At 61.7% G+C, this 13595-nt stretch carries 12 protein-coding genes; 8 read left to right on the forward strand and 4 right to left on the reverse strand.

All coding sequences use genetic code 11. The features are described from left to right. Positions 1 to 46: 46 nt before the first annotated feature. Together QRN48_RS17590 and tadA are read left to right on the forward strand one after the other, a co-directional pair. The gene (locus tag QRN48_RS17590; protein ID WP_285351984.1) at positions 47 to 1420 is read left to right on the forward strand and encodes a multicopper oxidase family protein; all 1374 of its coding nucleotides are present in this window, start codon (positions 47 to 49) and stop codon (positions 1418 to 1420) included. Next, positions 1420 to 1902: a tRNA adenosine(34) deaminase TadA gene (gene tadA, locus QRN48_RS17595; RefSeq protein ID WP_191944516.1), complete on the forward strand. Its 483-nt coding sequence runs from the start codon at positions 1420 to 1422 to the stop codon at positions 1900 to 1902. Before QRN48_RS17590 ends, tadA begins: the two co-directional genes overlap by 1 nt. Positions 1903 to 1908: 6 nt before the next feature. Here tadA and mltF read toward each other — a convergent pair whose 3' ends face one another. After that, positions 1909 to 3369, reverse strand: coding sequence for a membrane-bound lytic murein transglycosylase MltF (gene mltF / locus QRN48_RS17600; RefSeq protein WP_285351985.1), 1461 nt, complete (start codon positions 3367 to 3369; stop codon positions 1909 to 1911). 212 nt (positions 3370 to 3581) lie between these two features. On the opposite strand from mltF, the gene purL reads away from it, so the two are divergent. Together purL and QRN48_RS17610 are read left to right on the forward strand one after the other, a co-directional pair. After that, on the forward strand, positions 3582 to 7481 hold the full coding sequence (gene purL / locus QRN48_RS17605; RefSeq protein ID WP_285351986.1) for a phosphoribosylformylglycinamidine synthase: 3900 nt from the start codon (positions 3582 to 3584) through the stop codon (positions 7479 to 7481). Positions 7482 to 7486: 5 nt separating this feature from the next. Continuing rightward, the gene (locus QRN48_RS17610; protein WP_191944399.1) at positions 7487 to 7798 is read left to right on the forward strand and encodes a YqfO family protein; all 312 of its coding nucleotides are present in this window, start codon (positions 7487 to 7489) and stop codon (positions 7796 to 7798) included. A gap of 181 nt (positions 7799 to 7979) precedes the next feature. Here the strand turns inward: QRN48_RS17610 and QRN48_RS17615 are convergent, their stop codons facing one another. Beyond that, entirely contained in the window at positions 7980 to 8543 is a 564-nt protein-coding gene (locus QRN48_RS17615) for a L,D-transpeptidase family protein (protein WP_037013266.1), read from the reverse strand. Positions 8544 to 8593: 50 nt separating this feature from the next. Beyond that, the gene (locus QRN48_RS17620) at positions 8594 to 9145 is read right to left on the reverse strand and encodes an NUDIX hydrolase (protein ID WP_037012453.1); all 552 of its coding nucleotides are present in this window, start codon (positions 9143 to 9145) and stop codon (positions 8594 to 8596) included. A 144-nt stretch (positions 9146 to 9289) separates the two neighbouring features. Here QRN48_RS17620 and QRN48_RS17625 point away from each other — a divergent pair, with 144 nt between their 5' ends. From QRN48_RS17625 to purT, 4 genes are all read left to right on the forward strand, one after another. Then, a complete protein-coding gene (locus QRN48_RS17625) occupies positions 9290 to 9901 on the forward strand; it encodes a CoA pyrophosphatase (protein ID WP_037012452.1) in 612 nt (203 codons plus the stop codon). 35 nt (positions 9902 to 9936) lie between these two features. Continuing rightward, positions 9937 to 10461: a gamma carbonic anhydrase family protein gene (locus QRN48_RS17630; RefSeq protein WP_037012451.1), complete on the forward strand. Its 525-nt coding sequence runs from the start codon at positions 9937 to 9939 to the stop codon at positions 10459 to 10461. 50 nt (positions 10462 to 10511) lie between these two features. After that, on the forward strand, positions 10512 to 10739 hold the full coding sequence (locus QRN48_RS17635; RefSeq protein WP_037013264.1) for a DUF1289 domain-containing protein: 228 nt from the start codon (positions 10512 to 10514) through the stop codon (positions 10737 to 10739). Between the two features lie 118 nt (positions 10740 to 10857). Then, a complete protein-coding gene (gene purT, locus QRN48_RS17640) occupies positions 10858 to 12039 on the forward strand; it encodes a formate-dependent phosphoribosylglycinamide formyltransferase (protein ID WP_285351989.1) in 1182 nt (393 codons plus the stop codon). A gap of 220 nt (positions 12040 to 12259) precedes the next feature. On the opposite strand, the gene QRN48_RS17645 is transcribed toward purT, so the two are convergent. Continuing rightward, positions 12260 to 13582, reverse strand: a complete 1323-nt coding sequence (locus QRN48_RS17645) for an MFS transporter (protein WP_037012448.1) — start codon at positions 13580 to 13582, stop codon at positions 12260 to 12262. Positions 13583 to 13595: the final 13 nt, after the last annotated feature.

Below are 13595 nucleotides of genomic sequence, written 5' to 3' on the forward strand. Positions count from 1 at the left end.
CTGCATCGTTCCCGAATGCGATCCGTCGTTTGAGGTTTTTCCGTACATGTCTTTCACCCGTCGACAAATACTTGCAGGCCTGGCCGGCCTTGCCGTGGTCGGGCTTGGGGCGGGTGGCGCCTCTCGATACTGGCTGGGCAAGCGCGGCCCGGGGGAGGGGCACGATTACGAGCTGATCGCCGCGCCGCTGGACGTCGAGCTGGTTGCCGGGCATCAGACGCCCGCATGGGCCTTCGGCGGCTCGGCGCCAGGTACCGAACTGCGCGTCAGACAAGGCGATTGGCTGCGGGTGCGCTTCATCAATCAGTTGCCTGTTGAAACAACGATTCATTGGCACGGCATCCGGCTCCCGCTGGAGATGGACGGCGTTCCCTACGTCTCGCAATTGCCGGTCAAACCGGGCGAGTACTTCGACTATAAATTCCGCGTCCCGGATGCCGGCAGCTATTGGTATCACCCCCACGTCAGCAGCAGTGAGCAACTCGGCCGCGGGCTCGTGGGGCCGCTGATCGTCGAGGAGCGCGAGCCCACCGGTTTTGCCCACGAGCGCGTCGTCAGTCTGAAAAGCTGGCACGTTGACGAGGAGGGCGCGTTTACAGATTTCAGCGTGATTCGCGAAGCGGCGCGCGAGGGGACGGCCGGTCGCCTGTCGACGATCAATGGCGTGCCGCAGGGTGTGATTGAGCTGCCGGCCGGACAGATCACCCGCGTGCGGATCCTCAACCTCGACAACACCGTGACCTACCGCCTAAACCTCCCGGGCGCGGACGCGATGATCTACGCCCTGGACGGCAATCCGGTCAAACCCCGCCCGCTGGGCAAGGATTACTGGCTGGGACCGGGCATGCGGATGTGTCTGGCGATCAAGGCACCTGCAGCCGGTGAGGACCTTGCCCTGCGCAATGGTCCTGTCCGGCTCGGCACATTCCGCTCGGTCGCCAACAGCGATGCGCCCGGCCAATGGCCACCCGAACTCCCGGCCAACCCTGTCGCCGAGCCTGATCTGGCCAACGCCGAGAAGCTCAACTTCAATTTCGAGTGGGCCGGCTCGGTGTCGGTGAACGTGGACAACGGCAAGCCCCCCAGCTTGTGGCAGATCAACGGACAGGCGTGGGACATCACCGACAAGACCTGCGCCGACCGTCCCATCGCCAGGCTTGAACGGGGCAAGAGCTACATTTTCGAGCTGAGAAACATGACGCAGTATCAGCACCCTATTCATTTGCACGGGATGAGCTTCAAAGTGATCGCTTCCAGTCGCAAAGACGTGATTCCGTATTTTACGGACACCTATCTGCTGGGGCGCAACGAGCGCGCGCGCGTGGCACTGGTGGCTGATAACCCCGGCGTGTGGATGTTTCACTGCCATGTAGTCGATCACATGGAAACCGGTCTCATGGCCGCTATCGAGGTCTCATGATGCGTCAGCCGACAATCATTGATCGCAGCCGCGATCAGCATTTCATGCAGCAAGCACTGGCATTGGCCGCAGAAGGCGCATTGCTGGGCGAGGTGCCGGTGGGGGCGGTGGTGGTGCAGAACGGTGAAATCGTCGGCCGCGGGTTCAATTGCCCCATTAGCGGCAGCGACCCGAGTGCGCACGCTGAAATGGTCGCCATCCGCGCGGCGGCGCAGGCGGTCAGCAATTACCGCCTGCCGGGCAGCACGCTGTATGTGACGCTGGAGCCTTGCAGCATGTGCGCGGGCCTGATCGTCCATTCGCGCATCAGCCGTGTGGTGTACGGCGCGACCGAGCCGAAGGCCGGGGTGGTGCAGAGCCAGGGCCAGTTCTTCACGCAGCCGTTTCTCAACCACCGCGTACTGTTCGAGGGCGGCGTGCTGGGGGAGGAGTGCGGGACAATGCTGAGCGAGTTTTTCAGGATGCGGCGTGCGAAGGCGTAGCGCTGGTTAGAGTGGCGCTTTCTCTTCCGATGGCTTGGTTTTGTCGACACCCGGCACATGCAACGAGCCCTCGGCGACCTGGCTGCCTTCCATCTGCGGTTGGGTCACCCAGGTCAGGATGTCGTAATAACGCCGGATGTTGGCAACGAAACTGACCGGCTCGCCGCCTCGGGCGTAGCCGTAGCGGGTCTTGCTGTACCACTTTTTCTGCGACAGCCGCGGCAGCATCTTCTTCACGTCCAGCCACTTGTTCGGGTTGAGCCCCTCGCTTTCAGCCAACTTGCGCGCGTCGTCCAGGTGGCCTGTGCCGATGTTGTAGGACGCCAACGCCAACCACGTGCGATCCGGTTCCTGAATAGAGTCGTCGAGCTGCTCTTTGACGTAGGCGAAATACTTGGCGCCGCCCTGAATGCTTTGTCTGGCATCGAGCCGGTTCGACACGCCCATGGCTTGCGCCGTGCTCTGGGTCAGCATCATCAGGCCGCGCACCCCTGTTTTTGAGGTCACGCCCGGCTGCCACAAGGATTCCTGATACCCGATGGCGGCCAGCAGGCGCCAGTCCACCTGTTCGGCCTTGGCAGCGGTCTGAAAGTGCTTCTCGTATTTGGGCAGGCGTTCCTGCAAGTGCTGGGCGAAGGTGTAGGCGCCGACGTAACCGAGAACATCAACGTGACCGTAGTAACGATCCTTGAGTCGCTGCAGCATGCCGTTCTTCTGCATCTTGGCGAGAAAGGTGTTGATCTCGTTCAGGAGGCTGTTGTCATCCCCCAGAGCAACGGCCCAGCGCTGATCGCGGCCATCGCCGAGATCGAAGCCGACGCGCACGTTCGGGAAGTACACCTGATTCATGGCCAGTTCGTTGGAGTCCACCAGGGTCAGATCGATCTGGCCTTCGTCCACCATGCGCAACAGGTCCACGACCTCGACCTGATCGGACTCCTCGTAATTGATGCCGGGATATTTCACCTTCAGCGCCGCCAGTTGCTCGGCATGGCTGCTGCCTTTCAGGACAAGAATGCGCTTGCCGACGAGATCGCCCGGATCGGTGGGACGTGACTGGCCATTGCGGTACACCACTTGTGGCGTCACTTCGAGGTAGGAATGGGAAAAGCGCACCTGTTTGGCGCGGTTTTCGCTGCTGACCAGCCCTGCTGCCGCGAGCACCGGGCCGCCGGGCTTGTTCATCTGGTCGAACAGGTCGTCTAGGTTGTCCGCGGTTTCTATCTTCAGTTCGACGCCCAGATCGTCGGCGAAGCGCTTCACCAGTTCGTACTCGAAACCGGTTTCACCGTTGCGGTCCTGAAAATACGTCGCCGGGCTGTTGCGGGTGACGACGCGCAAAACGCCATCCTCCTTGACTCGTTCCAGCGTGGTGGGTTTCTCCACACACGCGCCGAGCAGCAGGAAGATTCCGGTTGCGATGAGCCACTTGGCACAGCGTGGGCGGAAATCTGATAGGGAAAACATCGGTGCAGTATACGCAAAGGAGCCATACCGCCATATCTCGACAGCGCAGGTTGCGTCTGATAGAGCAGTGGAAATGTTACCTGCCAACGCAGGCAGGCGCCCTGGCCGACATTCGGATGAATGCCCGGCCGTGGTTTCGGGTGCCGACGCTGACCGATTACGCTAGAATGCACGGCCTCAAAGCACACCCCCTTCCCGAGGCTGTCCCGACGATGTTGATCTTGCGTGGTGCTCCCGCCCTTTCCGCCTTCCGCCACCAGAAATTACTTGCGCAGCTGAACGATAAAGTTCCGTCTGTCAGTGGCCTGTACGCTGAATTCGCCCACTTCGCCGAGGTCGATGGTGTCCTGACCGAAGACGAGCAACAAGTGCTTGCGCGCCTGTTGAAGTACGGTCCGAGCGTTCCGGTTCAGGAGCCTGCGGGCCGCCTGTTCCTGGTCCTGCCGCGTTTCGGGACCATCTCGCCATGGTCGAGCAAGGCCACAGACATCGCCCGCAATTGCAGCCTGACCAAGATCCAGCGTCTTGAGCGCGGCATTGCTTTCTATGTGCAGGGCCAGTTCAGCGACGCCGACGCGCAGATGATTGCCGACGCGCTTCACGACCGCATGACCCAGATCGTACTGGGCGCGCTGGAAGAGGCGGCGAGCCTGTTCAGCCATGCCGAGCCGAAACCGCTGACCGCCATCGACGTCTTGGGTGGTGGCCGTGCCGCGCTGGAAAAAGCCAACGTCGAGCTGGGGCTTGCGCTGGCCGAGGACGAAATCGATTACCTGGTGAGCGCGTTCGTCGGCCTCAAGCGTAACCCGCACGACATCGAACTGATGATGTTTGCCCAGGCCAACTCCGAGCACTGCCGCCACAAGATCTTCAACGCCAGTTGGGACATCGACGGCCAGAGCCAGGAAAAAAGCCTGTTCGGCATGATCAAGAACACCTACCAGATGCACAACGAAGGCGTGCTGTCCGCATACAAGGACAACGCTTCGGTGATCGTCGGCAGCGTCGCCGGGCGCTTCTTCCCGAATCCTGAAACCCGCGAGTACGCTGCGGTTCAGGAGCCGGTGCACATTCTGATGAAGGTCGAAACCCACAACCACCCGACGGCGATCGCGCCGTTCCCCGGTGCATCCACCGGCTCCGGCGGCGAAATTCGCGACGAGGGCGCCACCGGTCGCGGCGCCAAGCCGAAAGCCGGTCTCACCGGTTTCACCGTTTCCAACCTCAACATTCCGGGCTTCGAGCAGCCTTGGGAAAAGCCCTATGGCAAACCCGAGCGCATCGTCACGCCGCTCGACATCATGATTGAAGGCCCGCTGGGCGGCGCGGCGTTCAACAATGAATTCGGTCGTCCGGCCCTGACCGGTTACTTCCGTACCTTCGAGCAGTCCATCAGCACGCCCCATGGCGTCGAGGTTCGTGGCTATCACAAGCCGATCATGCTCGCCGGTGGCATGGGTAACATCCGCGAAGGACACGTGCAGAAGGGCGAAATCACCGTTGGCGCCAAGCTGATCGTGCTGGGCGGCCCGGCGATGCTGATCGGTCTGGGCGGCGGCGCGGCTTCCTCCATGGCCACCGGCACCAGCTCGGCGGATCTGGATTTCGCCTCGGTGCAGCGTGAAAACCCGGAAATGGAACGTCGTTGCCAGGAGGTCATTGACCGCTGCTGGCAGCTGGGCGAAGCCAACCCTATTGCGTTTATCCATGACGTCGGCGCGGGCGGTCTGTCCAACGCTTTCCCGGAACTGGTCAACGACGGTGGTCGCGGCGGCCGCTTCGAGCTGCGCAACGTGCCCAACGACGAGCCAGGCATGGCGCCGCTGGAAATCTGGAGCAACGAATCCCAGGAACGTTATGTGCTGGCCGTCAGCGCCCCTGACTTCGAGCGTTTCAAAGCCATCTGCGAACGTGAGCGTTGCCCGTTTGCGGTGGTCGGCGAGGCGACTGAGGAGCCGCAGCTGACCGTCACCGACAGTCATTTCGGCAACAGCCCGGTTGATATGCCCCTGGAAGTGCTGCTCGGCAAGGCGCCGCGCATGCACCGTTCCGCCGAGCGTGAAGCCGAGTTGGGCGACGACTTCGATCCGAGCGCGCTCGACATCGAAGAAAGCGTCCAGCGCGTTCTGCATCACCCGGCGGTGGCGAGCAAAAGCTTCCTGATTACCATCGGCGATCGCAGCATCACCGGCCTGGTGAATCGCGACCAGATGGTCGGGCCTTGGCAGGTGCCGGTGGCAGACGTAGCCGTGACCGCGACCAGCTTTGACGTGTACACCGGCGAAGCCATGGCGATGGGCGAGCGTACGCCGCTCGCGCTGCTGGATGCGCCTGCGTCCGGGCGCATGGCCATTGGCGAAACGCTGACCAACATCGCGGCGTCGAGTATCGGCAAGATCTCCGACATCAAGCTGTCCGCCAACTGGATGTCCGCTGCCGGGCACCCGGGCGAAGACGCGCGCCTGTACGACACTGTCAAGGCCGTCGGCATGGAACTGTGCCCCGAGTTGGGCATTACCATTCCGGTGGGCAAGGACTCGATGTCCATGAAGACCCGCTGGAGCGACGAAGGCACTGAAAAAACTGTGACCTCGCCGCTGTCGCTGATCGTGACCGGTTTCGCGCCGGTCATCGACATCCGCAAGACCTTGACCCCGCAGCTGCGCATGGACAAGGGCCTGACCGATCTGATCCTGATCGACCTGGGCCGTGGCAAGAACCGCATGGGTGCGTCGATTCTTGCTCAGACCCACGGCAAGCTGGGCAGCGTCGCGCCGGACGTCGACGATGCCGAAGACCTCAAAGCCTTCTTCGCGGTCATTCAAGGCCTGAACGCGGACGGCCATCTGCTGGCCTACCACGACCGTTCGGACGGTGGTCTGATGGCCACTGCGCTTGAAATGGCGTTCGCCGGTCACTGCGGATTGAATCTTGAACTCGGCACCCTGACCGGTACGCCTGAGAAGGTCGCGGCCATTCTGTTCAACGAAGAACTGGGTGCGGTGATTCAGGTTCGTCAGGACGCCACGCCGGTTGTGCTCGCACAGTTCAGTGCTGCGGGTCTGGGCGAGAATTGCGTTGCGGTGATCGGCCAGCCGATCAACAACAGCGAAGTGTCCGTCAGCCTGAAAGGCGAGAGTGTTTTCAAAGGCGACCGCCGCCTGCTCCAGCGTCAGTGGAGCGAGACCAGCTACCAGATCCAGCGTCTGCGCGACAACGCCGAGTGCGCGGATCAGGAGTTCGATGCGCTGTTGGAAGAAGAGAATCCGGGTCTGAGCGTGAAGCTGGGCTATGACGTCAATGACGACATCGCTGCGCCCTACATCAAGAAAGGCGTTCGCCCGCAAGTGGCGGTGCTGCGTGAGCAGGGCGTGAATGGCCAGGTCGAGATGGCAGCCGCCTTTGACCGTGCCGGCTTCGCCTCGGTTGACGTGCACATGAGCGACATCCTTGCCGGCCGTGTTGACCTCAATGACTTCAAGGGGCTGGTCGCGTGCGGTGGCTTCTCCTACGGCGACGTACTGGGCGCCGGCGAAGGCTGGGCCAAGTCCGCGCTGTTCAACACCCGTGCACGCGATGCGTTCCAGGGCTTCTTCGCCCGTAGCGACAGTTTTGCGCTGGGTGTGTGCAACGGTTGCCAGATGATGTCCAACCTCAGCGAGCTGATTCCGGGCAGCGAGTTCTGGCCGCATTTCGTGCGCAACCGCTCGGAACAGTTCGAGGCGCGCGTGGCGATGGTCGAGATCCAGAAATCGGCATCGATCTTCCTGCAAGGGATGGCCGGCTCGCATATGCCGATCGCCATCGCTCACGGTGAAGGTCACGCCGAGTTCAAGTCGCCGGACGCGCTGCTTGAAACCGACCTGTCCGGCACCGTTGCGGTGCGTTTCGTCGACAATCACGGCAAAGTCACTGAAACCTATCCGGCCAACCCGAACGGTTCGCCGCGCGGGATTGCCGGCCTCACCACCCTCGACGGTCGCGTCACCATCATGATGCCGCACCCTGAGCGCGTGTTCCGCGCGGTGAACAACTCATGGCGCCCGGACGAGTGGACCGAGGACGGTGCGTGGATGCGGATGTTCCGCAACGCGCGCGTCTGGGTTAACTGATCGCGATGTACAAGCTGGCGTTCTTTGTGCCGCCCAGCCATGTGGAGCAGGTCAAAAGCGCGTTGTTCGCCGCCGGTGCGGGGCGAATCGGCGCTTACGACTGCTGCTCATGGCAAGTGCTCGGCCAGGGCCAGTTCCGCCCGCTGGACGGCAGTCAGCCGTTCATCGGGCGAGCCGGCGAGGTCGAGCAGGTTCAGGAATGGAAGGTCGAGCTCGTTGTGGCTGACGAGCTGATCGAGCAGGCGGTTTATGCGCTTAAACGCAGTCATCCCTATGAAGTACCGGCATACGATGTGTGGAAGCTGGCGGATATCTAGCGTCGCTGTCGTTGTATTGAGGCCTATACCGGTCTGCTTGCCACCACACCGCTGATCCTCTGTAGGGGCCGGCTTGCTGGCGAACTCGCCAGGCCTTTGACAGCAATGCTGACGGATACAGCCCGTTCGCCAGCAAGCCGGCTCCTACGGTCGTCTCACTTCAATCTTCAATCTTCAATCCTCAAGGCCGGATTTCGATCATCGTGCCGTCTTTCACCAGATCCCACACCTCACGGATATCGCTGTTGCGCATGGCAATGCAGCCATTGGTCCAGTCCAGCGTGTGGAAGTACCACTCCGGATAGTCCTCGTTGATCGGCGTGCCGTGAATCATGATCATGCTGCCCGGCTTCACGCCTTCGCGGCGTGCGCGTGCGGCGTCAGAAATATTGGGGTAGGAAATATGCAGCGACAGATTGTAGGCGTCGCTGGTCTTGCGCCAGTCCAGCCAGTAAAAGCCTTCCGGTGTGCGCTGATCGCCTTCCTGCAACTTGGGACCCTTGGGCGCTTTGCCCAGGGAAATTCGATACGTCTTCAACGCCTCCCCACGGCTGATCAGCTGCAGCTGATGCGCGGACTTGAGCACCAACACTTTATCGATGGTGCGGTCGGCGATGTTTTCGGTGTCGATGACCTTGCCGCCAACGAACTTCTGTTCGCTGCCTTTAGGCACGATGGTCTGGGTGAACGCAGCCTGGGACAACGGCACAAACGACAGGCATAAAACAGCAAGCAACCAACGCATGAAATGGATATCCCTGAAGCCTGCGCGACAATCGCGCGCCATCGTGTTGATCAAGTGGTCTTGAGCGGCGGAGTAACAGACAGACAGTCGGTGCGCACCTGGAAATCTTGATGCCGCCGGTCGCGGAAAAAACATTCCAGGGTACGTCTGACCGTATTGAACGCCAGGTCAGTCCAGGGGATATCCGCTTCGTCGAACAGCTTCACCTCAAGGCTTTCGACGCCTGCGGCGAACTCTGGGCTGGCGAGGTTGGAGCGGTAGAAAATATGCACTTGATTGATGTGCGGCACGTCGATCATGGAATACAGCTGCAAGTCCTCCACCTCGGCGCAGGCCTCTTCCAGCGTTTCACGGCGCGCAGCCTGCTCGACACTTTCGCCGTTTTCCATGAACCCGGCCGGCAGCGTCCAGTAGCCCAGCCGCGGCTCAATGGCCCGACGGCAGAGCAGCACCTTGTCGCCCCAGACCGGTACGACGCCCGCCACGATGTTGGGATTCTGGTAGTGAATGGTGTTGCAGTGCTCACACACGTAACGCGGGCGGCTATCGCCCTCGGGAATACGCTGAATGACCTTTTCGCCGCAGTTGCTGCAGAATTTCATGATCGGATCGGGTTCCTGAAGTCAGCGGCTATCTTGAGCTGTTGCGCAGGTACACGGCAAGAGGTGTATGGCGTGTCTGGGAACACTTGGGCGCGTCGAAGCTTTGGTGCATGATGCCGGGCAGGCAACCGATCGAGAATTCCCATGCTGGATGAGCTTCTTCTCCGTATGAGCAGCCACACGCCGGTGAGGCTGGAGACGGACGCGCGCTTCCCCGAAGCCGCCGTGCTTCTGCCCATTACTCGCAGTGAAGAACCCGAGCTGGTGCTGACCTTGCGTGCCAGCGGGTTGTCGACCCATGGCGGCGAAGTGGCTTTTCCCGGCGGGCGTCGGGACCCCGAAGACCCGGACCTGATTTTTACCGCCCTGCGCGAAGCACAGGAGGAGATCGGCCTGCCGCCCGGATTGGTGGAAGTGGTCGGCCCGCTGAGTCCGCTCATTTCCAAGCACGGCATCAAGGTGACGCCTTACGTCGGCCTTATTCCCGACTTCGTTGAATACACGCCCAATGATGCTGAAATTGCAGCGGTGTTCAGCGTGCCGCTGGAGTTCTTTCGGCAGGACGTTCGCGAACACACCCATCGCATCGACTACCAGGGGCGCAGCTGGTATGTGCCGAGTTACCGGTTCGGCGAGTACAAGATCTGGGGCCTGACCGCGATCATGATCGTCGAGCTGATGAACCTGCTGTTCGACAGCGGCATCAACCTCAACCAGCCGCCCACTCGATCCATCATCCATACGCTGAAATCCTGACCCGCCGCGCCAGGTTTGGCCACAAGGAGCACGTCATGAAGTACCGCCTGGGCGAATCCCGCGTTGATGCCCACCCGACCAGCTGGATCGCGCCCACTGCGACCGTCATCGGCAATGTGCGCTTGCAGGCCAATGCGAGTGTCTGGTTCGGTGCCGTGCTGCGCGGCGATAACGAGCTGATCGACATTGGCGAGAACAGCAATGTGCAGGACGGGACGGTGATGCACACGGACATGGGCTCGCCGCTGACCATTGGCCGCAACGTCACCGTCGGCCACAACGTGATGCTGCATGGCTGCAGCGTGGACGACAACACGCTCATCGGCATCAACTCGGTCATCCTCAACGGGGCAAAGATCGGCAAGCACTGCATCATTGGCGCGAATTCGTTGATCGGCGAAGGCAAAGTCATCCCCGATGGCTCGCTGGTCATGGGGTCGCCCGGTAAGATCGTCCGCGAGCTGACCGAGGCCCAAAAGAAAATGCTCGAAGCCAGCGCCGCCCATTACGTCCATAACGCCCAACGTTACGCGCGTGACCTGGCGCCACAGGAAGACTGATGCCCAGCCCCGACTCCCCGACCTTCGACTCCCCGATCCCAGGTTCCCCAATCGCCGAAACGAGCGCCCATGAAAAGCCGGTCCGCTCGCCGTGCGTAAGCATTTGCTCGCTGGACGATGCGGACGTCTGCACCGGGTGCCAGCGCACCGTGGCCGAGATTACCGGCTGGAGCCGCATGGACAACCCGGCACGCCGCGCCGTGCTCGCGGCCTGTGACGAGCGGGCGAAGGCGGGCGGCATGATGTTTTCGGTGAACGGCGACGCCCGCCGCCGCTGACTCATCCCTGCGCTGCTGCATCCCTTTGCCTTGCCAACATGGTAAATTGCGCGCCTTTCTCCCCTGCGGTTGCTTGCACACGGCGAGCGACCCTCGACCTGCTCCACGAGGACCTGAGATGACTCAAATCGGAACTCCACTGTCGCCGACCGCGACCCGCGTTTTGCTCTGCGGTTGCGGCGAGCTTGGCAAGGAAGTGGTGATCGAACTGCAACGTCTGGGCGTTGAAGTGATCGCCGTCGACCGTTATGCCAATGCTCCGGCGATGCAGGTCGCGCATCGCAGCCACGTTATCAACATGCTCGACGGCGCGGCGTTGCGTGCGGTGATCGAGTCCGAGAAGCCGCACTACATCGTCCCGGAAATCGAAGCCATCGCCACGGCGACGCTGGTCGAGCTGGAGTCCGAGGGCTTCACGGTCATCCCTACGGCTCGTGCCGCACAGCTGACTATGAACCGCGAAGGCATCCGCCGCCTGGCCGCTGAAGAACTGGGCCTGCCAACCTCGCCTTACTACTTCGCCGACACGTTCGAAGACTACGAGCAAGCCGTTGAAGACTTGGGCTTCCCGTGCGTGGTCAAGCCGGTCATGAGCTCGTCGGGCAAGGGCCAGAGTTTGCTGAAAACCGACGCTGACATTCAGAAGGCCTGGGACTACGCCCAAGAGGGCGGTCGCGCCGGCAAAGGTCGAGTCATCATCGAAGGCTTCATCGACTTCGATTACGAGATCACCTTGCTGACCGTGCGCCATGTCGGTGGCACGACGTTCTGTGCACCGGTTGGCCACCGTCAGGAGAAGGGCGACTATCAGGAATCCTGGCAGCCACAGGCCATGAGCCCGGTGGCGTTGGCCGAGTCCGAGCGAGTGGCCAAGGCCGTGACCGAAGCGTTGGGCGGCCGAGGCCTTTTTGGCGTCGAGCTGTTCATCAAGGGTGACCAGGTCTGGTTCAGCGAAGTGTCGCCGCGTCCCCACGACACCGGTCTGGTGACATTGATTTCTCAGGACCTGTCGCAGTTTGCGCTGCACGCCCGCGCGATTCTGGGCCTGCCGATTCCGTTGATCCGCCAGTTTGGCCCATCGGCCTCGGCAGTGATTCTGGTAGAAGGCCAATCCACGCAGACCGCGTTTGCCAATCTGGAGCAGGCGCTGAGCGAGCCGGACACCGCGCTGCGTCTATTTGGCAAGCCAGAAGTCAACGGTCAGCGGCGCATGGGCGTGGCGCTGGCGCGTGACGAGTCGGTTGATGACGCCCGGCGCAAGGCCACCCGTGCTTCGATGGCCGTGAAGGTTCAGCTTTAAGCGTCAGCTTCGAACAAAAAACGGCGTCCTCACAGGCGCCGTTTTTGTTTGATAGCTGTGCGCACGAAGACGCTGGATCAAACCTGCCTATGTCACCCGCTACCTGCTGACAGTGTGGGAGCGCGCTTGCCCGCGAATGAGGTGTGTCAGGTTCATAAGCGGTGACTGATACACCTCGTTCGGGGGCAAGCGCGCTCCCACACGTACGTTTCCGGTGGGCTCAGGCAATCGTATCCAGGTCCGCGTGCCGGGTTTCTTTCAGGCACAGCACGGCAATCACGCTGATCAGCGCTGCTGCCGAAACATAACCGCCCACCCAGCTCAACCCGCCCATTTCCACCAGCTTTTGTGCGAAGAACGGCGCGACAGAGGCGCCGACAATGCCGCCGATGTTGTAAGCCGCCGACGCACCGGTGTAGCGAACGCGCGTGGGAAACAGCTCTGGCAGCATTGCGCCCATGGGCGCAAACGTGACGCCCATCAGAAACAGCTCGATGGACAGGAACAGCGTCACCGCCCACGTGGTGCCGTGGGTCAGCAACGGCTCCATCAGGAAACCCGACAGAATGGCCAGCACGCCGCCGACAATCAACACCGGCCGGCGGCCAAAGCGGTCACTGGCCAGTGCGGAAAGCGGCGTCGCAAGGGCCATGAACAGCACGGCGAAACAGAGCATCGCCAGGAACGATTCCCGACTGTAGCCCAGCGTCTTCACCCCATAGCTCAGCGAAAAGACCGTCGAAATGTAGAACAGCGCATAGCACACCACCATTGAGGCTGCTCCCAACAGCATCGGTGCCCAGTACTGCGCGAACAGCTCGGCGATGGGCAGCTTTACGCGCTCGTGGCGGGCAATGGCTTTGGCGAAGACAGGTGTTTCCTCAAGCTTCAGGCGCACATACAGGCCGATAACGACCAGCACGGCGCTGAGCAGAAACGGCACCCGCCAGCCCCAGGAGCGAAATTGCTCGTCATCCAGCGTCATGGCCAGCGTCAGAAACAGCCCGTTGGCGGCAAGGAAACCGATCGATGGGCCCAGTTGGGGAAACATGCCAAACCAGGCTCGTTTGCCTTTGGGAGCGTTTTCGGTCGCCAGTAAGGCGGCTCCGCCCCATTCACCGCCAAGGCCCAGGCCCTGACCGAAGCGCAGCACACAGAGCAGGATCGGCGCCCATGATCCGATGGCATCGTATCCCGGCAGCACGCCGATCAACGTCGTACAGACCCCCATCAACAGCAGCGAGGCGACCAGCGTCGATTTGCGACCGATGCGGTCGCCAAAATGGCCAAACAGCGCCGAACCCAGCGGGCGAGCAAGAAACGCGATTCCGAACGTCAGAAAAGCCGACAGCATCTGCGCGGTGCTGGAGGTTTGCGGGAAGAACACCGGCCCGATCACCAGCGCAGCGGCTGTGGCGTACACATAGAAATCGTAAAACTCGATGGCCGTGCCGATAAAACTGGCGGTGGCAACGCGCGCTGCAGAGTTGGCCGGGCGGGCCTCGCTCTGCTCGCGGGCGGGAAGGGCGGAAGTAGTGGTCATGCGGAGATCCCTG

Source organism: Pseudomonas sp. ME-P-057 (assembly GCF_030208975.1).
GTDB lineage: Bacteria > Pseudomonadota > Gammaproteobacteria > Pseudomonadales > Pseudomonadaceae > Aquipseudomonas > Aquipseudomonas lutea.

Excerpts from the sequence above, each read along its gene's own strand:
- QRN48_RS17590 (WP_285351984.1), top strand. The coding sequence starts at position 47 with ATGTCTTTCACCCGTCGACAAATACTTGCAGGCCTGGCCGGCCTTGCC.
- tadA (WP_191944516.1), top strand. The coding sequence starts at position 1,420 with ATGCGTCAGCCGACAATCATTGATCGCAGCCGCGATCAGCATTTCATG.
- mltF (WP_285351985.1), bottom strand. The coding sequence starts at position 3,369 with ATGTTTTCCCTATCAGATTTCCGCCCACGCTGTGCCAAGTGGCTCATC.
- purL (WP_285351986.1), top strand. The coding sequence starts at position 3,582 with ATGTTGATCTTGCGTGGTGCTCCCGCCCTTTCCGCCTTCCGCCACCAG.
- QRN48_RS17610 (WP_191944399.1), top strand. The coding sequence starts at position 7,487 with ATGTACAAGCTGGCGTTCTTTGTGCCGCCCAGCCATGTGGAGCAGGTC.
- QRN48_RS17615 (WP_037013266.1), bottom strand. The coding sequence starts at position 8,543 with ATGCGTTGGTTGCTTGCTGTTTTATGCCTGTCGTTTGTGCCGTTGTCC.
- QRN48_RS17620 (WP_037012453.1), bottom strand. The coding sequence starts at position 9,145 with ATGAAATTCTGCAGCAACTGCGGCGAAAAGGTCATTCAGCGTATTCCC.
- QRN48_RS17625 (WP_037012452.1), top strand. The coding sequence starts at position 9,290 with ATGCTGGATGAGCTTCTTCTCCGTATGAGCAGCCACACGCCGGTGAGG.
- QRN48_RS17630 (WP_037012451.1), top strand. The coding sequence starts at position 9,937 with ATGAAGTACCGCCTGGGCGAATCCCGCGTTGATGCCCACCCGACCAGC.
- purT (WP_285351989.1), top strand. The coding sequence starts at position 10,858 with ATGACTCAAATCGGAACTCCACTGTCGCCGACCGCGACCCGCGTTTTG.
- QRN48_RS17645 (WP_037012448.1), bottom strand. The coding sequence starts at position 13,582 with ATGACCACTACTTCCGCCCTTCCCGCCCGCGAGCAGAGCGAGGCCCGC.